The organism is Xenorhabdus sp. KK7.4, assembly GCF_963876465.1.
GTDB lineage: Bacteria > Pseudomonadota > Gammaproteobacteria > Enterobacterales > Enterobacteriaceae > Xenorhabdus > Xenorhabdus stockiae.
Window position 1 is genome coordinate 79074 of sequence record NZ_CAWNQF010000063.1, and the last position, 25692, is coordinate 104765.

Here is a 25692-nt window from a genome sequence, read left to right on the forward strand (position 1 = left end):
TTTTCTTGCGGCTTTAAATGGAGCGAGGTTGTTACTTTTATGTTTTTAAGATTTGGATTGTTTTTTTGTATTTTTTTCATAGCACTCAATTAATAATAAGGATCGATTGATGTTCATCTTAACATACCATCATTAAAATCCATCAAATTTATTGTTTGACTTGGTTATCAAAAACAAAATGAAAGCATAATATTTTTTAATAGACAAACAATTATAAAACCTATATCAAATTTGATAATTAAAAATGGAAAACAAACCTCATCCATGAGGATTTTTATATATTCACTCTTTATTCACCCTAATATTAATCTTAATTTTCACCTTAATATTTTAGTGATAAAAATTACTGATTTGCTCTTTTTCCCGGCCTGACACAATAACATTCATGAACTTTTCATAATATCGAAGTAAGCTATCAATCGTTTTTTCGGAGTATAATTCCGTATTATAGGTAAATTCACATACGGTATTTTGAGATTTTTTGAAAAAAATCATTCCAAGTGACTTGAAAGGCGTTGGGGTAAATTGTACGGGTTCTATGCCTAGATTAGTGAATAATTTGTCATCATGATCATCTATGTTCATGTAATTAAATACCACATTAAACAGTGCATCTCTCATTTTTTCACCAATTGAATCAATGAGTAAGGTCACATGAACATCTGAGTTTTTCATTGCCTCGTAAACAAATTGCCTGACCTGCTGAATAATATCATCTAAGCTCATCTCTTTATTGATAGAGGACTTCACTAATAGCCCATTTAAAAATAAGCCTATAGCTTGCTGGCTTTCATGAGTGGTACGATCAAATATCGGTGAAGTTGTCACCGTTTGTGATACGCCTGAATGCATAAATATACATGCATGGAACAGAGCCATAAATAACATATAAGGTGTGGTATTGTTCAACTCACAATACTTTGCTACTGCTTGAGTGACAGAATCAGTAATATTGATATAGCGAATGTTAAAGAGGCCTTTTGAGGTTGCATTATGACTAAAGTCAGGGAAAAAACCATGTTTCTCGCTAATACTCGAAAATTGCTGATTCCAGAAATCAAGTTGTCTTTGATACTCAGCTGATTTATTACGTCTTTGTAAATCATAGATATAATCTGAATATTGAGTTCCAGCAGGTGGAAGTGTGATTTTTCCTCCCTGTAAATAAGCTGTATATAATTGAAAAAGTTCTTTCACAAAAACATTTATTGACCATCCATCAAAAATCATATGGTTAATATCAAATAGTAAACCTGTATTTTTTTCTGAAATAGGTAATAAGAATGCTCTAATTAATGGTTTATTAAAAATATCAAAAGGTAATTTATGTTCTTCTTGCCAAAAACGGCTAATTTCCTTGAGTATCTGTTCTTTTTCTATCCCATCTGGTCGCAATTTGACAACCTGTAAATTAACCGTCATATCGTTATCCGGTTTTACGAATATTTGTTCATTTTCCTGATAAAATTTTAATTGCAAAATCTCATGCCGTTTTACAAGTATATTCAGACATTTTTCCAGAGCATAGTGATCAGGTACTCCATTGATAAGTAAGACAATAGGAATATGAAAACACGTTTCTAATCTTCCTACCTGCCTTAAAGGGAAAAGCATTTTTTGGCCATAAGAGAGCGGTATTTTTCCATCTGGAAATTTTTGTATCGATTCAGAAACAGGTATTTCAGGCTTTTCAGTCTTTTTAATTACATCAGCAACCTGCGCGACGGTTGGATTTGTGAATAATTGATACAGACTGAAATGACTATTCAGCCTACTTTTAATAGATGCAATAATCTTAGTCGCTAAAAGTGAGTGCCCTCCCAGCGCAAAAAAATTATCATAAATACCTATCTGATTAATTTCAAATTGGTTTTGCCATAATAAGCATAGTTCCCTTTCAACTTCATTTCTTGGTGCAACATAATTTTTCTGGCGCAATGTACGGTTATCTGGCTCTGGCAGAGATTTTTTATCTACTTTGTTATTTGGCGTGAGTGGCATTTGCTCCAGCAAGATATAAATATGGGGAACCATATAATCAGGCAGATGCTGGCTCAGAAAAGATTCAAGTAACCCTGAAAGTTCACTACCAACCGCATCAAATTCAGTACCTCTTTCAGCAATCCATTTACTATTTGGACAAACGTATGCAATCAGCCTCTTATCTTCATTGTCCGCACCGTAAGCGATGACAGCAGCACTGCTTAAGGCGTCATGTCTACTCAATATATTTTCAATTTCACCTAATTCGATGCGATAACCACGAATTTTCACCAGTGAATCAATACGCCCGATAAACTCCAATTGCCCGTCTGATGTCCAACGGACTAAATCACCGGTCCGATAAAGTCTATTTTCTGTATCCGAATTTGCGCATGATGAACTGAATGGATCGCGGATAAATTGCTTTTCTGTCATTTCCGGTGAATTCCGGTAACCTCTTGCCAGTTGAACGCCGCCGATATGTAGCTCCCCAATAGCGCTAATTGGCAGCAGATTACCTTCTGGATCAAGAATGCGGACAATTACGTTAGGTAATGGCTTTCCAATCGTCACTTTGTCATCGTGCAATAATCCTGCGGTTATCATGGAGGAAGTTTCTGTAGCCCCATACGCATTAAACAGTTTTCTACCCGGTTTCCAGCGGATAGCAATTTGTGGAGGAACAGCTTCTCCCCCCAATAGCAAATTGGTGGCAGACTTCCATTTATTGAAATTCAAATGAGGTAATAGCGCCTGTGGTAACATCGCGTGGGTAATCTGATATCTTTCAGCCTCCTCATCCAACAATTCAGGGTTACACTGCTGTGTTTCTGAGAGCAAACACAACGCTGCGCCACAAGAAAAAGCCATTGCCATTTCTGTGGTCATCGCAACAAAACTACAGGAAGCAAACTGCAATACCCGACTGTTTGTATCAATCCCAAATAAGGCCGCCTGCGAGAGTGCCAGATTCACCCAGCCTTTATGTTTTACCATCACACCTTTCGGCTTGCCGGTAGAGCCTGAAGTATAAATCACATAGGCCAGATGATCTTCTGTCAAAGGGGCTGTGTACTCGGTGATATTTTCGGTTGATTGGTTTTTCAGATGTCCTTGTATGTCCTGCCTATCCAGATAAATCACTTTTTGCTGGCTGACAGGTAATTTTTCTACCAGATGGGTTTCCGTCAGGATGAATGCAACTTTGCTATGTTCCAACATGTACTGAAGGCGGGCTTGCGGATAAGCGGGATCTAACGGTACATACGCGCCGCCCGCTTTAAGAATACCTAAGAGTGCAACTATCCCCTGCAATGATCTTGATACACAAAGCGCAACCAATGTATCGGGTTTAATACCCAGCTCTGTCAAATAGTGCGCCAGTTGGTTAGCTTGTTCATTGACAGCCCGGTAACTGAGAGAATTCTTACCAAAAATCAGTGCGGTACTTTCAGGCGTTCTGGCAGCTTGTTCTTCAAACAATTGGTGGAAACAGCACTTTGCTTGATAATGCTTCTGTGGCCCATTCCATTCATGCAGCAAAGTGTGTTTTTCCACCTCCGATAAAAATGGAATATTAAAAACAGACGGTTCCTGATTTGTCAGGCTAGTATTATCATTCTTTATCAATACGTTAACGATATTAGTAAGTAGAGTTTCGTAATTGGCGATTAATCTTCTGATTGTGACATTTTCAAATAAATCAGTGTTATAACTCCATAAAAGAGAGAGTTCTTTCTTATCTTTTTCATAAAACTGAATGTCTAAATCAAGCCGGGTTTTCAGTTGAAGATACTTTCCGCTCTTAATGTGATGACTCTGTTCCTGTGTGAGATTTTGTTGATGAGTATTGACTGACGTGAAAGCAATTTGAAAAGCTGAGTGGTAATTAATATCCTGATGAGCATATGCATCCAAAATAGTATGGTTATTTTGTTTTAACAATTCACTGAAGGTAGGATTAGTAGATAAATCTGTCCTGATAATCAGTGAATTAACGAAATAACCAATTAAAGAATCAATATCATAAAGCTTTTTTCTTGTGGTAAGTGTTCCAATAAGAATGTCTTTTTCATTACTGTAATGACTGAGTAATACTGCAAAAGCAGTTTCCAAAAATGTAAATAAAGTGACTTCATGCCGAGTGCATAATTTTTTTATTTTATATGTAAGATTATTTGAAACATGTTGGTGATATGTATTTTTTTCGAATTGTTGTTTTTCTGAACGCGGATTACCCAATGAAACCGGAAGTAAAGAGGCAGATTTAATTAATTGATTTATAGGTGAATTATAATTATCAGGAAGGGTGGTTTCTGGTGATTCCTTTCCATTTGAATAAAGTCCGGACAGTAAATCAATCAATTGTTTCTTGTTATTTTTCCACTCGCTCAATAATTCTGATGAAATATTGTCACGGCTGGTTTCATATTGTAATTTACCATTCACAACAAACAGCTTAATACCATTTTCTAAAGCTTCATTGACGATTTCAATTGCAGTTTTCATAGTTCACCTATAACCATTTTTAGTATTCCCGATTAGAAATGGAAAATTTTCACTACAAGATATAATTAAATCACACCTCCTAAATAGAAAAGGATCTCACCTTCACATGATCAATTAAAAGTCAGAGTATAATTAGAGAGTCATTTTAAGAATTAAAAAAAGAGCCTTGAATGTTCGTTCAAGGCTCTTTTTTTAATTTATGGGTATTTATGTTTATAGTGCGCGTAATATTGCATCAACACTTGCTTTTGCGTCACCAAATAACATTTGTGTATTCTCTTTAAAGAACAGTGGATTTTGTACGCCGGCATAGCCGGTATTCATCGAGCGCTTGAAAACAATCGCATTTTGCGCTTTCCAGACTTCCAATACAGGCATTCCCGCAATCGGGCTGTTTGGATCTTCCTGTGCAGCCGGATTAACTGTGTCATTGGCCCCAATAACCAGAACGGTATCTGTTTCAGCAAAATCATCATTGATTTCGTCCATTTCTAAAACGATATCATAAGGTACTTTGGCTTCTGCCAGTAATACATTCATATGACCCGGCAAACGCCCCGCCACTGGATGAATACCAAAACGAACATTGATTCCTTTTTCTCTCAATTTTGCTGTGATGTCATGTACCGGATATTGTGCCTGAGCAACAGCCATACCATATCCTGGGGTAATAATGACTGAAGTGGAATTCTTCAATAGCTCAGCGACCTCTTCTGCGGTTGTTTCGCGATATTCCCCCATTTCCTGATCATCGCCCGTTGAGACGCCATCACTACCAAAACCCCCAGCGATAACGCTGATAAAGGAACGGTTCATCGCTTTACACATAATATAAGAAAGGATTGCCCCTGATGAACCGACTAAAGCACCTGTTACTATCAACAGGTCATTACTCAGCATAAAACCAGCGGCGGCGGCGGCCCAGCCTGAATATGAGTTCAGCATGGAAATCACAACCGGCATATCTGCGCCACCAATGGATGCCACCAGATGCCAGCCAAATGCTAAAGCAATCGCAGTCATGGCTAGCATGACAAAAACCTGTAAACCTCCACTCTCCGTTTTGATAAAGATAACCATTAGTACAAAAGAGACTATTAAAGCGGCCAGATTAAGTTTATGCCGATGAGGCAGCATTAATGGCTTTGAGGAAATTTTCCCGCGTAATTTACCAAATGCCACAACTGAACCAGTGAAGGTTATTGCACCAATAAAGATCCCAAGGAAAACTTCTGTCAGATGAATGTTTTCCATAATGGCATCAGCAAAAATATCATGAGCAATAAAACTGTTAAAACCGACCAGAACAGCCGCCAGACCAACAAAACTATGTAAGATGGCAACTAATTCGGGCATTTCCGTCATCTCTACTTTCTTAGCAAGACGAATACCAATAACTGCACCAATAATCATCGCCAGAATAAGCCAGCCCACTTTCCCTGTATCAGGCCCCAAGATAGTCGCTATCAGGGCGATCGCCATTCCGATAATGCCAAAGATATTGCCTCGTCTCGAACTTTCATGACGTGAAAGACCGGCGAGACTGAAAATAAATAAGATAGCAGCAACAATGTATGCCGCAGTGACTACTCCGTTCGACATAAGTTACCCCTTATCCTTTCCGAAACATTTTCAGCATACGTTGCGTAACAGTGAAGCCACCAAAGATATTGATACTGGCAATCAGCACTGCAATGAAAGAAAAGAAACTGACCCAGCCACCTTCACCTATTTGCAACACGGCTCCGACAACGATGATCCCAGAGATAGCATTGGTAACTGACATAAGTGGAGTATGTAATGAATGACTGACATTCCAGACAACGTAGTATCCAACCACGCAAGATAGAGCAAATACGGTAAAGTGGGATAAAAACTCTTTTGGCGCAACATTTGCCAGCCAGCCAAAAAGAATAATTCCCAGCGCCAGTAATCCATATTTCAGCCACGGAGATTTAGGCTTTTCAACAGGTTTATCTTCTTTCCTGACGGGTTCAGGTTTGGGTGGTTGCACTGAGACCTGAATTGGTGGCGCTGGCCATGTGATCTCGCCTTCTTTAATAACGGTAACGCCACGGATAACGACATCGTCGAAGTCAATAGCAATCTCACCATTTTTCTCTTTGCACAGCAATTTCATCAGATTAACGAGATTGGTACTGTACAGTTGTGATGACTGAGTAGGTAAACGGCTGGGTAAATCAGTATAACCAATGATCTTGACGCCATTATCTGTCACAACAAGTTTGTCGGCTTCTGTCAGTTCACAGTTTCCGCCATTTTGTGCAGCCAGATCGACAATGACACTGCCCGGTTTCATCGATTCAACCATTTCTCTGGTAATCAGTTTGGGTGCTGGCTTACCCGGAATTAACGCTGTTGTAACGATAATATCCACTTCTTTTGCCTGAGCAGAAAAAAGTTCCATCTCCGCCTTGATAAAGGCTTCTGACATTACTTTTGCATAACCGTCTCCACTACCGGCTTCTTCTTTAAAGTTTAATTCAAGAAATTCAGCGCCCATGCTTTGCACTTGTTCCTTAACCTCAGGACGAGTATCGAAAGCACGAACCACAGCACCAAGACTACCTGCTGCTCCAATGGCTGCAAGGCCCGCTACACCAGCACCAATAATCATAACCTTAGCGGGGGCTACTTTACCGGCAGCTGTAATTTGCCCAGTGAAAAAACGGCCAAACTCATGAGCGGCTTCAACAATGGCGCGATAACCAGCAATATTTGCCATTGAGCTCAAAGCATCCAGTGACTGAGCGCGGGAAATTCTCGGAACTGAATCCATTGCCAGAACGGTAATATTGCGCTCTGATAACTTATCCATTAATTGAGGGTTCTGTGCTGGCCAGATAAAACTGAGCAGAGTAGCGCCTTCCTTCATTAAGGAAATTTCGCTCTCTTCCGGCGCGTTGATTTTAAAAATAATATCTGATTGCCAGACTTCATTATTTTCTGCAATCACAGCCCCTGCTTTTTGATAAGCATTGTCATCGAAACTGGCGAGATGCCCTGCTCCTGACTCAACGACTACATTAAATCCCAATTTCAGTAATTGCTCTACAGTTGACGGCGTAGCAGCAACCCGAGCCTCATTGGGGTATCGTTCTTTTGGTACACCAATATGCATAATGTTTCCTTCTCTGAGAATGAAATATTGCTGATTATTACCTGCTGAAGCCAATTTAACGATTCGATTGTTGTTATTACTACTATCAGTAAAACCTATCAATGAGATTTATCAACAAAGCATTCAGTGATAACAAGTGAAATAATATCACAATGAAAACACATCATTGTTGATAATAGTTTTTGTAGAAAGCAAAACAACCCTTAATGTAAGCCATGATGCTTTTTATATAAATCGCTATTTTTATTAAAATTATTAGCGACATCTACCAAAAATAGGTAAGCAGTTATTTAGATAGAATAAATTTTTGCGACAATTAACATTATTACATGCAATAATTGCAAGCTATGTGATAAAGAACAATGTTCAGCACGTTATAAATATTTTAATGCGCAAGGCGAAAGGATTTTTTATGAAGCTGAAAACCACGATCATCGCAACAGCGATCTTCTCCTTAACGACAATTACCACGGCAAATGCAGCGAAAGAATTAACACCAGAGAAAGCTGCTGAGATTAAACCCTTTGAACGAATTACAGTAACCGGGCGTTTTAATGCGATCTATGAAGCAGCCGATGCTGTTTCCCGTCAGGCTGATAAAAAAGGCGCTGACAGTTTCTATATTCAAAGTCTGGATGATTTTAATGGAAGCGGTAATTTACGTGTTGTTGCTGATCTATATCATAAGGATGCAGAAAAAGTAGATAAGACGACTCAATATCGTATTTATCGAGGAATTAAAGAACTGCCTAAAACTGAAGCTATTATTCTGGAACCTTTCGATACAGTAACCGTGAGTGGTTATTTCCCGACTGACCCTGATCTGAAAGAAGCTCTCGCCAAAGCAGCTAAAAAGAAAAATGCTGCATCCTTCTTTATTGCCCGTGATATTGCACCAAACAATGGAGGTAATCAGGTCGTCACTGCTTATGTCTATAAAGAAGATGCACCAAAACGTCAGGTTCAGTCTAACAAAGCGGTGATCCCGGCTGATTCTGAAGCTGGACGTCAGGCTTTAGAACAAGGCGGAGAAGCTGCTGAAAAAGTAGAAATCCCGGGTGTCGCTTCATCAACATCAACCAGTAATATCGTTGGTCGTTTTTTTGAAACCCAGTCATCAAAAGGTGGGCGTTACACTGTAACTCTACCGAACGGAACCAAAATAGAAGAACTGAATAAAGCCTCTGCCGCCCAAATGGTACCTTTTGACTCCATTACTTTCTCCGGTTATTACACAACTGCGCCTGAAGTATCTTATCAGGTCGCTAAGCGTGCCGCAGAAAAAGGGGCAAAATATTACCATGTCACTCGTGAGTGGCAGTCTAATGGTGGAAACGTTACCATTAGCGCAGATCTGTTTAAATAACAAACTCACCGAAGAAGTATGCATTAACAATGTATACTTCTTTTATTCTTCCTCCTCTGTTGCTATCACATCTATATATCTACTTATCTACTTTTTGTAATATCTATAAAATTCATTACCTGACTTTTAGTTAAACAATTTCCTAAAATGTTTATCGCTTGTTTATTAAAAGTAAAATAAATTCTATCTTATTAATAATGTTTATAATATGAACATTAACCTCCCTTCTGAAATAGTATCCCAGCCACCTTAGAAATTGTCTCTGTTGACCGTACCATTTCCTTACCACTGCGATATGACTGACAATCCGATGAATATCAAACGGCGGAAAACTATTTTTTGTTTATTTCATTAGGAAATGAAGATTTTTATGCATAAATTTTATGTTTTTTTGCATAATTTTCCATTGCATACAGCCCTTTCACTCCGTAAAATCCTCCTGTTTTTAGATTTAACCACTGAATATTTCTGCATTCCATCGCATGGATGCAATAAATGTCCAATATGTGTTCGATATTCAGAATAAGTGTTCTGGCTAATCGTGTTGATTTTATCTGACTTTTAGGAACGTATCTTTGGAAAAAAAATTAGGCCTCACTTCTCTGACCGCATTAGTTTTCAGTTCAATGGTTGGAGCGGGTGTATTCAGCTTGCCACAAAATATGGCAAACGCAGGAAGCCCCGCTGCTTTAATGATAGGTTGGGGGATCACAGGCATAGGCATTCTCTTTTTAGCCATTTCTTTACTTTTATTATCTCGTTTGCGTCCTGATTTGGATGGCGGAATTTTTACCTATGCCAGAGAAGGTTTTGGCGAATTAGTCGGGTTCTGTTCTGCATGGGGATATTGGTTTTGCGCAATCATTGCTAATGTTTCTTACTTAGTCATTGTCTTTGCGGCATTAAGCTTTTTTACTGACACTGAACATTCCATAATTTTGGGCGATGGGAATACCTGGCAAGCGTTGATCGGCGAATCTGTTTTACTTTGGTTTGTTCACGGGCTTGTACTCAGAGGCGTACAAACAGCGGCTGGCGTCAATAAATTAGCAACAATGGCCAAGCTGTTACCTTTAGGGATATTCATTATTCTGGCCATCATGGCCTTTAAAATGGATGTATTTACATTTGATTTTACTGGCATTGAGATGGGAGTTCCTGTCTGGGAACAAGTCAAAAATACCATGCTGATAACCCTATGGGTTTTTATTGGTGTTGAAGGTGCGGTTGTCGTTTCAGGTAGAGCTAAAAGGCGTAAAGATATTGGAATTGCAACCCTACTGGCTGTGATTTCAGCATTAGGCGTTTATGTGCTGGTTACCCTGCTCTCCCTGGGTCTGGTCACCAGACCGGAATTGGCTGCAATACGTAATCCTTCTATGGCAAACCTGATGGTAGGATTAATTGGCTCAGCAGGCCAGTTCATTATTGTTGCGGGTTTAATTGTTTCTGTCTGTGGTGCTTACCTGAGCTGGACAATCATGGCGGCAGAAGTACCTTTCATTGCTTCTTTACATAACTCATTTCCTAAAATATTTAGCAAGCAAAATGACAAAAAAGCACCAGCATCTTCATTGTGGATCACAAATGGTGCTGTTCAGGTTGCTCTGGTTTTAATCTGGTTAAGCGGAAGTGATTACAATACCTTGCTTTCTATCGCATCAGAAATGGTGCTCGTGCCTTACTTTTTAGTCGGTGCATTTTTAGCAAAAGTTGCTTTTGAGCGTAGTAACCGTATCTTACTATTTATTGCTACTGGTGCCTGCATGTATGGATTATGGCTGCTTTATGCCTCTGGCTTGATGCATTTGCTGCTTTCGGTCATCTTATATGCTCCAGGATTACTTGTTTTTCTATATGCACGCAAGCAAATGGATGATAGTAATAAACTAAATAAATTAGAGAAATCTGCAATTGCTGTTCTATTATTGACTACAATTCCTTCTACATGGTTATTGATGCACTAATACTTACAGTATATTTCCTAAGCTGCATCCTTTGTTAAAGATAGGGAGAGAACAACTTCTCTCCCCCTCCAGTAACCCTCAAAGTTTCTCTTCTTGCTTTTCCTCTACTTCATTTTCAAAAAATTAACCTTGTTTAGCTTTTTTGTACTCGATATTGATGAGTGTTGTTTTAGATTTCTTTTAAAAGTATGTTGTAACTAATATCGTGATTAGTTGGAGGTAAAATAATCTATTCATAAGTATTTATTCAGTTTTGTTGTTACGCTCTTTTTTAAAGTATTCATCATACAAATCATGTCATACCAGTTATTATTAACAGCTAGTTAACTTGAGTTGGCTTGAAGTCTTGCTTTTTTGAAAAAAAATAGCTTAAGTGACTGACTAATACTAAATATCAGGAATTAATACTGATTTTGCGACTTGCGTCACAAATAAATAATATTTAGTTAAATATATAGGAAAAATATAAAACCACAAAAATAAGCACTTTTATCTTCATATTTATTTTCTGAAATCTCCTGAAATTAATAGTTAATCTTATAAGACAGAATAAAAATACATTCACGATTGAAAAATATTCTATTTTCTGAATTACAATTCTATTTATGGAAAGTTGGCGGAGTAATGTTTCGAATATTGTGCTTTGTCGAGTTATTATTTTGATCTTTGGTAATTGATCGCTACTATATGCTTTGCAATATCTGTCGGATAAAGAATTTTGGTATCTTCTTGTACCATCTTTCAGATATCAACTTAGACTACTCATTTGCTGTATTATATTTGTACGGCTTTAATGTTAATTAAATCAGCTATATCCCTGTTGTATTCATACACCAGGGATGGGATATATTAAAAATGAAAACCAAGTTAATTATTTCATCCTTATTCATTTCTTCTGTATTTATGCCTTTAGCACATGCCGAAGATGGACAAATCCAATTTAAAGGAGTAATAACTGCTGATGCATGCAAAATTGACTCCAATTCTCAAAATCAAACTGTAAATATGGGAACAGTCAGTACACAAGCATTAAGCGATGTGAATAGAACTGCTGCAGCAACACGTTTTAGTATCAAATTAGTTGATTGCCCGAAAACAATTACCCATGCAAAGGTTAAGTTCGATGGCCCAACTAATGAAGTAAATAAGAATCTTTTGGCTTTAAGTAATGTGGAAGGAGCAGCTAACGGTGTTGCTATCGGCATTTATGAAGATGACAATAACACTCCAATTCCTATTGCAACATCTTCAAAATTAAAAGAATTTAAAGGTAACTCAACTGAGTTGGATTTTGTTGCAAAATATGTTGCAACTAAATCCAAAGTTACTCCAGGCATCGGTAATGCAGTAGCTAGCTTTACTATCGACTATAACTAAAAATATATAATAAAATATTTAATTAAGAACTATTACCATTCACTATAACCAGTGAATGGTAATAACAACTCAATTACATTAATTAATATATAACCATAATAAATAATATTATCGGAGTATCTATTTTGAAATACTTTCGTATTTTGATTTTTATTATCATCTGCACTTTCAGCATTAATACTTCTTTTGCCGGTGTCGTTATCGGTGGCACTCGTGTTGTTTATAACGGTGATAGAAAAGAGGCTTCAATTTCTATCAATAATCCGGAAACAGATATTTCTTATCTTATTCAATCCTGGATTCAGGGAGAGAATGATGAGACTAAGACACCTTTTATTGTTACTCCCCCACTTTTTAAATTAACCGCCGGAAATGAGACAGTATTACGTATTGTAAAAACCGGTGATAATTTACCAACTGACAGAGAATCTCTATTCTGGCTAAATGTTAAATCTATTCCGGCAACAGTAAAATCTGAAGAAAATCAGTTACAAATCACTGTAAGATCACGCTTTAAGTTATTTTACCGTCCCACTCAACTGGCAGAAGACGCTTCCATTGCCTATAAGGCACTGAAATTCAAGGTTGAAGGCAACATACTGACAGCCGAGAACCCTACACCATACTATATTTCTTTTGCTTATCTTGGCATTGGGAATGCTTCAAAAAACCATGAGATCCAGACAGCCGGTATGCTCCCTCCTTTTGGTCAGCAGATCTGGGATATTCCTATTAAAAATATCAAGCATGTTTCCTGGAAAACCATTAATGATTTTGGCGGAATAACACCAGAAGAAAAACATATTTTTTGAGTATAACTTTCATACAATCTATCAGGACTAGAAAATGATTATGGATAACAGCCGCCATTGTCTTCAATACAATATTTCTGATAATTTGGTGTTATTTTTCAAACAAATAAAAGCACTCTTATGTATATTGGCAACAATATGGCTTTTATTTTCCGATAAGGTTTACGGAGAAGACTATTTCAATATCAATGCACTGGAAACACTTTCCGGATTTCCCGAAGATATTGATTTGTCAATTTTTATGCAGGATGACCAACAGCCGCCGGGACGCTATTGGGTCGATACTTATCTCAACAGGGAAAAAGTAGATACCGGTAATGTTGAGTTTGTTCTGGTGAATAATAAGTTATCTCCCAGAATTACCCTAAAGCAGCTAAAAGAGATGGGAGTCAATGTCGATTTATTCCCGGCTTTAGCGGCTTTATCACCAGAGACGGAAATCACAGACCTTAGTCAATATATTGATTCTGCATCATCTTCTTTCGATTTTAACAAACAGCGTCTGGATATCAGCATTCCTCAAGCTGCTCTGCATAACAAAGTAAGAGATTATGTGCCTCCTCATTTATGGCAGCAGGGGTTAACTTCCTTACAAGTTAATTATAGTTATAGTGGTTCTACAAATTGGCTGGATGGTCAATCAGGTTCAAACAGTCATAATTTTCTTAATCTCAGAAGTGGTGCAAACTGGGATGCCTGGCGTTTACGAAATTACGCGACTTACAGTAGCCAGAACAATAAATGGCGAAGCCTGAATACTTATTTACAACGTGATATTCATTCTCTGAAAAGCCAATTGACTTTGGGTGATAGTTATACCCCCTCACCTATTTTTGACGGTTTTCAGTTTCGCGGTATGCAACTGGTTTCAGATGATAATATGCTGCCTGATAGTCTGAGAGGTTTCGCACCAACAATACGGGGAATTGCACAAAGTAATGCTCAGGTGACAATTAAGCAAAATGGTTACATTATCTACGAAACCTATGTTCCTCCCGGACCTTTCATCATCAATGACCTGTACCCAACAACTGCCAGTGGCGATTTAGAAGTTATCGTTAAAGAAGCCGACGGAAAAGAACATCGTTCTGTGCAACCTTTTTCGACTGTACCTGTGATGCTGCGGGAAAAGAGTCTGCGTCATTCTTTGGCATTCGGAAAATACCGTTCGTCTGCTCAACACAGTAAAACACCTTATTTCGTACAAGGTACAGCCAGTTACGGGCTTTCCAATAATGTCACGCTATACGGTGGAACAATTTTCTCAAAAAATTACCAGTCCGTTGCTTTAGGAACCGGTTACAGTCTCTATGATTGGGGTTCATTTTCTTTTGATGTGACGCATGCTAAATCAGAATTAACCTCAGATATTCGTGCTTCCGGGCAATCATATCGGTTTCAATATGCAAAAGATCTTACCCTGACTGGCACCAGTTTAACGATAGCCGGTTATCGTTATTCGACTCACGATTTCTATGATTTCAAAGAAGTTAATGAATTTGATATTACCAGCAATAATCGCTACAACACCAACAAACGCAGTAAACTGCAAATGCATATCAACCAGTCTTTGGGTGATTTAGGCGGTGTTTATTTATCTGCTTTTCAGCAGGATTACTGGTCGCAGAAAGGCTATGAAAGGAATATCAGTGCCGGTTACAGCAACAGTTACAATTCTGTCAATTACACACTGAATTACTCCTATAATAGTTTGCCGGGAACGAATCATAAAGATCAGATTATCTCGTTCAGCCTACAAATCCCTCTTGATCGCTGGCTAAAAAATAGCTGGGCCAGCTATAACCTGACTAATAATAAAAAAGGAGAAACATCTCATCAGGTCAGCTTAAGTGGAACAGCGCTGGAAGATAACAATCTGGCTTACAGTATTCAGCAAAATTACGATAACCGTAACACAGGTATTGGTGGAAACCTCACTACAGAATATAAAGGTGCTTATGGTCAGGTTGGCGTTGGTTATAACTATAACAGACAATCCAAGCAGTTAAATTACAGCCTCAATGGTGGAATCGTCGCACATCCCTACGGTATTACTTTCTCTCAATCATTGGGAGATACATTGGTGCTAGTCCGAGCCAATGGCGCTAAAGGCATTAAAGTCCAGAATCAGACTGGGATTGCAACTGACCGGAGAGGTTATGCGATTGTTCCTTATGCCAGTAGCTATCGCAAAAATCGGATCTCTTTAGATACCTATTCAATGGGAGACAATGTTGATATCGATATCAGCACACAAACTATTGTTCCTACTCAAGGTGCTCTGACACTGGCCGATTTCCAGACACGCATTGGTTATCGCGTTTTGCTGAATCTTTCTCACAAAGGAAAAGAAGTTCCATTTGGGGCAACAGCCACATTAGTTCAACAAAATGAGTCAGATGAACCCAGCAGCACTATTGTCAGTAATGATGGGCAGGCCTATATGAGTGGTATTCCTGAAACTGGTCAGATATGGGTGAAATGGGGTTATAAAGATACTCAGGAATGCCGGGTTAATTATCAGCTCCCCGAAACAATACCAGAATCCGGCCTGTACATGTTAGATGCCACCTGTGAATAACAACTATTGATCATATGTTTGATATTTTTACATATTATGGAAATGAAGTTATGGTTAAGGGCTTAAAATTATTAGTGGCGAGTATATTTATCGTCGGCACGATGAGCAGTTTTGCCAGTCAGGCCAATTATCGGGGTTATGATTGCGGGTATTATAATTTTACTCCCGGTGAAACACAGGTTTCTTTTGGTTCCAGCATAGTTTTACCAAAAGATTATCCTATGGGAACAGTTATTAAAGAAATTACCCTCGAGCAGATATATAACACAGGCTATGTCGCTTATTGTAACGGGCTAGTTTCAACATCATGGGGTACACCGAGTTTTCGCCGGATACACTATAACTATGATGCAATTTATGACTCTGGTGTGCCTGGTATTGGCATCCGTATTAATAATTGGCCAAATGAGCCATATGGTCATGATTGGCTCCCTAGAACATCAAATAACCCAACAACCTGTTCTCCACCCTATGGGGAATCTAGGGGTTATACCTATTATTGTGGTCGCACATGGGGTTATCTGACAGTACAGCTTGTTAAAATTGCACCAAATACAGGCACGGGAAGGATTGGAGGTGGCGTTCTGACCAGTGCAATATTAGGGAATAATTGGCTTATTCATACTTTTTATTTAGATAACACTGAGATTATTACTCCAACCCCAAGTTGTTCCCTTACACATAAAACAACCCTCGTTAATATGGGAAAAGTCAGGACAAGTGAATTTCGCGGTATTAATAGCACTACTCAGAAAAAAGACTTTCACTTAGAGCTGGATTGCGATACCAATGCGCGAACCAATATGAAACTAGATGGACGCCCAGCAAGCAATGGCTCCTATAATATTTGGGCATTAGATCGTGATAGTAGCAACGCCACAGCAAGAGGCGTAGGTTTACAGATTCTGTTTCTCAATAAATTAATATCAATGGGTGAAACAATTGTCATTCAGCCCAGCAATGAGGTAAGACATTTTTCTCTTCCGATGCAAGCCCGTTATATTCAGACTGAACCACGGGTAACACCGGGTAAAGCCAATGCAACAGCGACGATTACACTGACTTATCAGTAAATAATATTACTGTTTTATTACTTTTCAGATGGTTGCATGAATTAGCATGCAACCATTTTTATACCCATTCGCGAATAAATGAATTTGGTGTTCATCAGGATCAAGAATGGCAAAAATAAATACAGGGGCTGTAGATCTTAATTATTAAAATTCTACAGCCCCTAAACTACTACACAGCAATATTCTCCATCGCCTGCACAATACGCTTATCAGATATCGGATAGGCTGTACCCAGCTGTTGAGCAAACAGGCTGATACGCAGTTCTTCAATCATCCAGCGGATTTCTTTTACTTCCGGTAACTGTTTTTGCTGAACAGAAAGCTTAGCCAACCATTGCTGCCATTGTTGCTGAATATATTCAATCCGGCTCATATGCGCCCTATCCCTGTTTATATCAATTGCCAGTTTTTCCAACCGGCGTTCAATACCATTCAGGTAACGCAGTACATCTGCCAGACGTTTCCAACCATGGGCGGTGACGAAGCCTCTAAAGACCAGACCGGAGATTTGCTCTTTGATATCAGATAGTGCCAATGCCAGAGAAATATCTACCCGCCCTTTCAGGCGCTTATTAATGGCGAATACCGTTGTCAGGATCAGCTCGACCTGTTTGGCAATGTCGACCACTGCATCATTCAAATCAGCCCGGACTTTATCCTGCAAATCTGAAAATGCCTGTTCATTCCATGCCGGGCCGCCATTTTCTGCAATTAATTTGTCCACACCGCAGGAAATACAATCATCAATCAAATCCAGAACTTTTCCATATGGATTGAAATATAGCCCCAACTTGGATTTATTCGGCAGTTTTTCATGCAGGTATTTAATCGGTGATGGAATATTCAGCAACAGTAACCGACGCGTTCCTTCCCACATGGCATTAAGCTGTTCAGATTCAGTTTCAAACAATTTAATACCGATACTGTCTTTTTCATCCACCAGCGCCGGGAATGCTTTAACCGAATAGCCACCTCGTTTCTGCTCATAGCGTTCAGGTAATTCGCCAAAACTCCAGATATGCAGCCCGCTTTGTTCAATACCATCATCCGCTACGGCTGAAAGTGTTTCCTGTACTTTATCTTTCAGTTTCAGCTTCAGTGCCGAAAGATCTTTCCCTTCCGCCAGCGCTTTGTTTTTCTCTCCAATAACACGGAAAGTCATTTTCAAATGATCTGGAACCTGCTCTAATTGCCAGTCATCACGTGACAATGTCACTCCTGTCATGCGACGAAATTCTTTTTCAAGACTTTCCAGCAATGTTGCCTGTGGCTGAGTTACCCGCTCCAGAAATGCCTCTGCGTAGTTAGGTGCCGGTACGAAATTACGGCGGATCGGCTTCGGTAACGATTTAATTAATGCCACGACCAATTCATGACGAATTCCCGGTATTTGCCAGTCAAATCCCTCATCTCTGACCTGATTTAATACTGGCAATGGAATATGCACCGTGACTCCATCAGCATCTGTCCCCGGTTCAAACTGGTAAGTTAAACGAAATTTTAAATTATCCTGATACCAGTAATTGGGGTAATCCAGCGCACTGACTTTATTAGCATCCCCTTTAATCAACATGCTCTTTTCAAAATTGAGCAATTCCGGTTGATCTTTGCTTACTGTTTTCCACCAGCGGTCAAAATGGCGGGATGAAACTACGTCCTTGCCAATCCGCTGATCATAGAAGCTGAATAATGTCTCATCATCCACCAAAATATCCCGACGGCGGGATTTGTGTTCCAGCTCTTCGACTTCTTCACGTAATTTGAGATTAGCCCGGAAGAATGAATGGCGGGTTTGCCAGTCCCCTTCCACCAGCGCATGGCGGATAAATAATTCGCGGCACAGCATCGGGTCAATCTGACTGTAATTGACCAAACGACCCATCACTATCGGCAATCCATATAAGGTGACTTTCTCTGATGCCATTACCGCACCCTGAGATTTTTGCCAGTGTGGTTCACTGTAATGACGCTTGATCAGATGCGATGCCAGAGGCTCTATCCATTCTGGTTCAATGCGGGCGGCAATGCGTCCCCAGAGGCGGCTGGTTTCCACCAGCTCCGCCACCATTCCCCATTTAGGCGGTTTTTTAAATAATCCCGACCCTGGAAAGATGGAAAAACGGGCGTTACGGGCACCAGTATATTCCTGCTTCTCGACATCTTTCTGACCGATATGGGATAAAAGCCCGGTCAGTAACGCAACATGAATACTGCGGTAATCCGCTTCCTGGCTGTTAACCGGAATACCGATCTCTTTGACTACCTGTCTCAATTGCGTGTATACATCCTGCCACTCTCTGACACGCAGATAATTCAGATAATCCTGACGACAAAGTTTGCGGAACTGAGAACTGGATAGTTCTTTTTGCTGTTCTGTCAGAAAATCCCACAATTTCAGGAAAGCGATAAAATCCGAATCTTTATCAGCAAAACGGCGATGTTTTTCATCCGAAGCCTGCTGTTTTTCCAGCGGCCTTTCCCGAGGATCCTGAATAGATAATGCCGCTGTAATTACCATGACTTCACGCACACAACCATGTGTTCGGGCTTCCAGAACCATACGGGCCAAACGGGGATCGATCGGTAACTGCGCCAACTGCCGCCCCATTTGCGTCAGCCGGTAAGTGCCATCGATTGAAGACTCTGTATCGATAGCACCCAGCTCTTCCAATAGTCGGACACCATCCTGAATGTTACGTTTATCCGGCGCTTCAACAAACGGGAACGCACTGACATCCCCCAATCCAATCGAAGTCATCTGCAAAATAACGGATGCCAGATTGGTGCGCAGAATTTCAGGGTCAGTAAATTCAGGGCGGGATAAATAATCGTCTTCAGAATAGAGTCGAATACAGATCCCGTCAGAAACACGGCCACAACGACCTTTTCGTTGATTGGCTGATGCCTGAGAAATTGGCTCTATCGGCAAACGCTGAACTTTGGTTCGATAACTATATCGGCTGATACGCGCATAGCCAGTATCGATAACATATTTAATGCCCGGTACAGTCAATGAAGTTTCAGCCACGTTAGTGGCTAAAATAATCCGGCGCCCGACGTGCGACTGGAAGATCCGGTTTTGCTCGTTATTGGAGAGACGCGCAAACAGAGGCAAAATTTCGGTATGCTTAAAATTCTGTTTACTAAGGGCATCAGCGGTATCACGGATTTCACGCTCTCCGCTCATAAATACCAGAATATCACCGGCACTTTCGCGGCCTAATTCTTCTACCGCATCAATGATAGCTTCTAACTGATCCCTATCGTTGTCATTATCGTCTCCTGCTATTGACCGATAACGAACTTCCACCGGATAAGTACGACCTGAAACTTCAATAATAGGCGCATTACTGAAATGACGGGAAAACCTTTCAGGATCAATGGTTGCCGAGGTAATAATCACTTTCAGATCGGGACGCTTCGGCAATAACTGACGCAGATATCCCATAATAAAATCGATGTTCAGGCTACGTTCATGGGCTTCATCGATAATCAGTGTATCGTATTGTAATAACAATCTATCCTGCTGCAATTCCGCCAGCAAAATACCGTCAGTCATTAATTTGACCAGTGTATTCTCACTCACCTGATCATTAAAACGAACCTTATAACCGACGGCTGAACCCAGCGATGTTTCCAGTTCATCGGCAATACGGCTGGCCACTGAACGAGCCGCTAAACGGCGGGGTTGGGTATGTCCGATAAGCCCTTTAACACCCCTGCCAAGTTCAAGACATATTTTAGGGATCTGGGTTGTTTTACCAGAGCCTGTTTCACCAGCAATAATAACAACCTGGTTATCCCTGATAGCTTTATAGATATCATCTTTTTTCTGACTAACGGGCAGGTTTTCAGGGTATTTAATCGTAGGGCATGCCGTTTGACGATTAATAACTTTTTGTTTTGCGGTAGTAATATCCGCAGCAATAGATTGTGCTACAGCCTGCAAAGAAGCCTGGTTTTTTATTTTTGCAGCTCCCTGCAAACGTTTTCTTAAACGGAACTGGTCACGCAACGGCGTGTACTCAAGTTCAGCGTATAATTCAGCAATCGTCGCTGTTAAAGGTAATTCCACTGTGATAAATCCTTGTGACGTTCTTAATTGAGTAGTGCCGTTTTTCTGAAACGCACTTTATTGTCAAAATTTCCTTTACTATCAAGGCATTCTAGTAAATTGAGTTATAGGATAGGGTTTTAATACTGGGCTATCAGAAGTGTAACATATCTTGAGTATTTCAATGTACTGCATATAAACGCATTTATTTCCCTCATCTTTCAGGTTAAAACCGATGACTCAAACTGATGTTCAATAATTTTGAATACAAACCTCGAAATATTGCGCTATTTACTGAATGACTATCCCATTAAAATGCCTGACCTATAGAAACCGTTGACAATGTATTAGTTACAGTAACAAATTAAGGAATTAAAAATGAGTAACTTACTGGTTCTGAAATCCAGCATTATGGCGCAAAATTCACAAAGCAATAAAATGGCGGATAATTTTATTGAGCAATGGTCCACCAGCCATGCAGATAGTCACATCACCATCCGTAATTTAGCTGAAGAACCAGTTCCGGTGCTGGATGGGGAACTATTAGGTGCTATACGTCCAAGTGGTGCGGAACTGACAGAGCGTCAAAAAACGGCGATGGCACTATCTGATGAATTGATCGCCGAATTAAAGGCTCATGATGTTATTGTAATCACAGCACCAATGTACAATTTCTCTATTCCTACCCAATTAAAAAACTACTTTGATTTGATTGCTCGTGCTGGTATTACTTTCCGCTATACTGAATCAGGCCCAGAAGGCTTGTTGAAAGGAAAACGTGTTATTGTGCTAACCACCCGTGGTGGAATTTATCAGCAAACACCAAAAGATTTGATCACTCCGCACTTACAGATTTTCTTGGAGTTTATTGGTATTACTGATGTTAAATTCGTCTTTGCAGAAGGGATTGCGTTAGGCGAAGAACTGGCACATCAGGCACATCAAAACTCTCACAATGCAATAATTGAAATTATAGAAAAAATAAAGCAGGAACAATCTGAAGAAATCGCAGCCTGATTCTGTTGTTACTAACGGTGCGTGCCAGCCTAAAAATGGCACGCTTTATTTCTTCAACCAGTTACCATTAATACCGCGTACATATTCCCCTTCTCCTGCACGACTAACCAGCTTTTCACCCGCTATTCTCGCCACTTGATCGGTAGTTATATTATTTTGCACCGCAATCTCCGCATACCTTTTTTCCCGTTCACTATTGATTTGCTTAACTACGGAAAGTGCATCCTCAGTATTCCTGACTGGAGCCAGATATCCGCTGAATGTTTCACCTACCAGACCTTGTTGTTTTGCTTCATCCAGCGTCATACTCATTGCAAAAGAGCTAAACAGCAAGCTTAACCAAAGTATCACTCCTGTTTTTTTCATATTCTCACTCCTTAGAATAAGTCAGAGTTATTTTTGAGCATATCTTCAATCTGCCGATCGACTTTAATATGAATTTCATGCTCAATTTTCACATTCATATTAATATTGATGGGCTTATCCGGTGTTGCAACTTCCAGCCTGATACACCCAACCAAACCTACGCAGATTAACGCCATGCCACCAATGACCATCGTTAATCTGAACCCACGCTTTGTTATCATTTATTATTACTCCCGGTTAAAAACACCAAACTATTCCAGTTCAGCGATAATTCTACGGTACAGAGCAAAGTATTAAAACACAGTAATCTCTTAGGGAATTCGGAATTCATTGGATATAGAACTTTTTACCTATAATTTCCACTTGCTTTTTTCCATGCAGATTGCTAAAAACTTAAACATTATGAAAATTAAATCAATCTTCATTCTGGCCATGCCAGCTCAACAAACTACCACCACCGAAACCACTAGGTTGTTCGGGGGGTAGTCTCGACAGAATTTTAAAAAACCCTCTGAGCGACTCGCCAGAGGGTTTTTTCATACCTGCCTTATGCGTTTCGCTCAGAGTTTCATAACAGGAGAAGCTATGAAAACTCATCGTGAGATTGCACAACAACTTGATTTGTTTCATTCAGAACCCCAAGGGCCGGGAATGATTTTCTGGCATCCGAACGGCTGGCGGCTATTTCAGAATATTCAACAGCATATGCGGAAAATTTACCAACAGCATGGCTTTCAGGAAGTCCGTACACCTCAGTTTTTGAAAAAAGAGTTATGGCAAACTTCCGGTCATCTTGCTATGTACGAAGAAGATATGTTTTTCGGCGGTGGTCAGGACTGCATGTCGGATTATGCTTTAAAACCAATGTCCTGCCCGGCGCATATTTTACTGTTTAAACGTGGTGTACATAGTTACAAAGAACTCCCCATAAAACTGTTCGAATTTGGTTTAGTCCATCGTAATGAACCCTCTGGCGCTTTGAATGGCTGCCTGAGATTGCGCCAATTTACTCAGGACGATGCCCATGTCTTTTGTGCGTGGTCACAAATTCAGGTAGAGGTAATTAATTTTCTGAATAGAGCTAAGCTTGTGTACAGCCAGTATGGTTATCATCAACTTTTGGTCAGAATTTCTACTCGGCCAGAGTCTGCTCTCGGCGATAAACTTTTATGGCAGAAAGCTGAACAAATATTAATTGATGTATGCCAGGAACAATCTGTTGATTTCGAAATACAAATCGGTGAAGGCGCATTTTATGGTCCCAAAATCGAACTTGCTCTTAAGGATAATATAGGGCGTGAGTGGCAGTGCGGAACAATACAGCTGGATTTTAACCTCCCGGAACGCTTTGATATTGCTTATACAAATTCGTCCGGCGAGAAAGAACGCCCGGTGATTTTACATCAGGTCATATATGGCTCAATAGAGCGCTGGATCGGTGTGTTACTGGAAAGCACTCAGGGCGCCCTGCCAGAGTGGGTACATCCATTACCGGTTGCAATCGCAACAGTGAGTGAAGCAGCTATTGATTATGCTAACGCACTGGTTTATTCACTCAACTCTGCGGATTTGCCTGTATTAGCTGATCATAGTAATAGCTCTGTTGCTCATAAAATCAGGCGATTTCATCAGTTGAAGATCCCCAATATTCTGATTGTCGGAGAGCAGGAAATGAAAACAAATCAGGTTGCTCTGCGTCGGGGGAAAGTTATCTCTAGTGTGGGGAAAGAGCAGCTGGTTGAGCAGTTAATGGTTTACAGGAAAGCGTGATAACTTGAAAAGTTGGCCATTTTTAAATCAATGACCAACTTTTTTAAAATTATCAGTGTTAACTAAATCAATCATATTAATGATTGTCGCTATTGTCAGTATCATCTCCCATATTAGTTCCAACAATAAGCTGTGTAATATACCAGTGGTTTTCACTCTGATTTTGTCTCAAAAAATATTGGTTTCCGTCAATAGAAAATGGCACCATATATTGGTAACCCGAGTCCCATTTATTTTCACCTTCAATTTGAGCTTCAGGTACTCCTCCACTCTTTATATAACTGATAAACCAATAGTTATCATAAAATCTTTGTCCTGCGTAATAATGTGTGCCACCAATATAATACGCAAATTCTGGATAATAATAATATTCCCAAGTATTAGACATGCTTTGCTCACCTACTGTCCCATCTTTATTCAATTCATAAGCAAAAGCCTTCAGGCTAGGGTCTTTTGTGTGTATATATATATATTCCTTATCTTCCATTGAAAAAAAGAATGTAGCTCCATAGAAACAATCCCAGCTTTTTTCCTCTGTTGGAGTTCGTGCCATTTTCCCATCAGGAAGAATTTTTTGTATAATATAAGGATATTGACCATTATCATTAATATCTTTACTGTGAAGATAAATAAATTGGTCTTTACCAGATCTATATGCAAATCCTACATCATAAATACAATCCCAATGGCCATGATCTACAATTATTTTATGCCCTTTTTCATCCAGCTTTGCAATTATCCAATAGGATTTATAGTCATTTTGGGATGGGTTAATAAAGTCATTAGCTAACCCAAAAACATATTGTTCGTCTCCGAGGGTAAAAGGAAATAATAAATCATAAAAATTAACCCACTTCTGGCCAGTAGAAACTTGCTCTCCCTGTAATCCACCTGCAAGCAGCTTGTGTACAGTCACTAAGTGATCACATTGACGCTGACGAAAAAGATACGTATGAGCACCAATGGCATAAACAAAGATCGTTCTAATGTATTGTCCATCACTGGGAGGTGAAGCCTCACAATCCAGATTAGCTTGAAAATTGATGTTTATAATTGTTGGTTCTGCTTTACTGCCATCCATTACACCAGTAAGAGTGACTGTTTCACCTGCTGCATTTGTGTCATAAAGTTCAAAGTTTGCATTTCCTTTTGAATCCGTTTCTATAGAAGTATCCTGAGTAATTTTATTCTGTTCAAATGACGCAGCTCCAGTAATACTTAAGTTTAATTTTCGATTATCGAGGTGAACCACTGGACCGGTTCCTGTCAGAATAGCCTGAACCTTATTACTCTGTATACCATCAGCCATTGCATAATCACTAATGACATTAAAATTAAGCGCATAGTGTGCTGTAGCTTCAAAGTGGTAAGGTTGATGACCAATCGGGTTACTATTCTCTTGAAAAGAGACTGTTAATTTTCCATCACCGCCTATATCTGGGCCCACTATAAAAACAGAGGTTTCCCCAGAGCCATCTGTACAACCAAGTAATTTTTTTTGACCTGTGTCCTGACCGTTAACCACAAAACTACCTAGTGTGCATTCAAAAATTAAGTTTAATTCAGGCATTGCTATTGATGATTCATAAGCCAGGATTTTAATTTTAATCGCAGGCCTTCCTTGGAAAAGTTTAATTGATGGAAAAAAATTAATTGAAATTTTCATATTATTTTAC

The 25692-nt window shown here is 39.5% G+C and carries 15 protein-coding genes; 8 read left to right on the plus strand and 7 right to left on the minus strand.

Translation table 11 applies throughout. The annotated features are described in order from the left end of the window. Positions 1-330: 330 nt before the first annotated feature. From AACS90_RS06365 to pntA, 3 genes are all read right to left on the minus strand, one after another. Positions 331-4491 (minus strand): non-ribosomal peptide synthetase, encoded by a 4161-nt coding sequence (locus AACS90_RS06365; protein WP_099122170.1) that lies wholly within the window; start codon positions 4489-4491, stop codon positions 331-333. A gap of 213 nt (positions 4492-4704) precedes the next feature. Continuing rightward, the gene (gene pntB, locus AACS90_RS06370) at positions 4705-6093 is read right to left on the minus strand and encodes a Re/Si-specific NAD(P)(+) transhydrogenase subunit beta (RefSeq protein WP_099122171.1); all 1389 of its coding nucleotides are present in this window, start codon (positions 6091-6093) and stop codon (positions 4705-4707) included. A 10-nt stretch (positions 6094-6103) separates the two neighbouring features. Further along, the gene (gene pntA / locus AACS90_RS06375) at positions 6104-7633 is read right to left on the minus strand and encodes a Re/Si-specific NAD(P)(+) transhydrogenase subunit alpha (RefSeq protein WP_099122172.1); all 1530 of its coding nucleotides are present in this window, start codon (positions 7631-7633) and stop codon (positions 6104-6106) included. A gap of 412 nt (positions 7634-8045) precedes the next feature. On the opposite strand from pntA, the gene ydgH reads away from it, so the two are divergent. The 6 genes from ydgH to AACS90_RS06405 all read left to right on the plus strand — a co-directional run bounded on the left by ydgH (position 8046) and on the right by AACS90_RS06405 (position 16809). Beyond that, complete coding sequence (ydgH, locus tag AACS90_RS06380; protein ID WP_099122173.1) at positions 8046-8999, plus strand: DUF1471 family protein YdgH; 954 nt, start codon at positions 8046-8048, stop codon at positions 8997-8999. 575 nt (positions 9000-9574) lie between these two features. Then, positions 9575-10966, plus strand: coding sequence for a basic amino acid/polyamine antiporter (locus AACS90_RS06385; RefSeq protein WP_099122174.1), 1392 nt, complete (start codon positions 9575-9577; stop codon positions 10964-10966). 855 nt (positions 10967-11821) lie between these two features. Continuing rightward, entirely contained in the window at positions 11822-12343 is a 522-nt protein-coding gene (locus tag AACS90_RS06390; protein WP_099122175.1) for a fimbrial protein, read from the plus strand. 125 nt (positions 12344-12468) lie between these two features. Continuing rightward, positions 12469-13155, plus strand: coding sequence for a fimbrial biogenesis chaperone (locus tag AACS90_RS06395; RefSeq protein WP_241538253.1), 687 nt, complete (start codon positions 12469-12471; stop codon positions 13153-13155). A 34-nt stretch (positions 13156-13189) separates the two neighbouring features. After that, positions 13190-15736 carry a fimbria/pilus outer membrane usher protein gene (locus AACS90_RS06400; RefSeq protein WP_241538254.1) on the plus strand — a complete coding sequence of 849 codons (2547 nt, stop codon included), beginning with the start codon at positions 13190-13192 and terminating at the stop codon, positions 15734-15736. 50 nt (positions 15737-15786) lie between these two features. Then, complete coding sequence (locus tag AACS90_RS06405; protein WP_193757212.1) at positions 15787-16809, plus strand: fimbrial protein; 1023 nt, start codon at positions 15787-15789, stop codon at positions 16807-16809. A gap of 169 nt (positions 16810-16978) precedes the next feature. On the opposite strand, the gene hrpA is transcribed toward AACS90_RS06405, so the two are convergent. Then, the gene (hrpA, locus tag AACS90_RS06410) at positions 16979-20884 is read right to left on the minus strand and encodes an ATP-dependent RNA helicase HrpA (RefSeq protein ID WP_099122178.1); all 3906 of its coding nucleotides are present in this window, start codon (positions 20882-20884) and stop codon (positions 16979-16981) included. A gap of 357 nt (positions 20885-21241) precedes the next feature. Here hrpA and AACS90_RS06415 point away from each other — a divergent pair, with 357 nt between their 5' ends. After that, positions 21242-21880, plus strand: a complete 639-nt coding sequence (locus AACS90_RS06415; protein ID WP_099122179.1) for an FMN-dependent NADH-azoreductase — start codon at positions 21242-21244, stop codon at positions 21878-21880. A 45-nt stretch (positions 21881-21925) separates the two neighbouring features. Here the strand turns inward: AACS90_RS06415 and AACS90_RS06420 are convergent, their stop codons facing one another. Together AACS90_RS06420 and AACS90_RS06425 are read right to left on the minus strand one after the other, a co-directional pair. Further along, positions 21926-22246 (minus strand): YdbL family protein, encoded by a 321-nt coding sequence (locus tag AACS90_RS06420; RefSeq protein WP_099122180.1) that lies wholly within the window; start codon positions 22244-22246, stop codon positions 21926-21928. 11 nt (positions 22247-22257) lie between these two features. Beyond that, complete coding sequence (locus tag AACS90_RS06425) at positions 22258-22437, minus strand: YnbE family lipoprotein (RefSeq protein WP_228863208.1); 180 nt, start codon at positions 22435-22437, stop codon at positions 22258-22260. 394 nt (positions 22438-22831) lie between these two features. Between AACS90_RS06425 and thrS the strand changes: the two genes are divergently transcribed. Then, the gene (gene thrS / locus AACS90_RS06430; protein WP_099122182.1) at positions 22832-24016 is read left to right on the plus strand and encodes a threonine--tRNA ligase; all 1185 of its coding nucleotides are present in this window, start codon (positions 22832-22834) and stop codon (positions 24014-24016) included. Positions 24017-24092: 76 nt separating this feature from the next. Here the strand turns inward: thrS and AACS90_RS06435 are convergent, their stop codons facing one another. Continuing rightward, a complete protein-coding gene (locus AACS90_RS06435) occupies positions 24093-25682 on the minus strand; it encodes an Ig-like domain-containing protein (protein WP_099122183.1) in 1590 nt (529 codons plus the stop codon). Positions 25683-25692 lie beyond the last annotated feature (10 nt).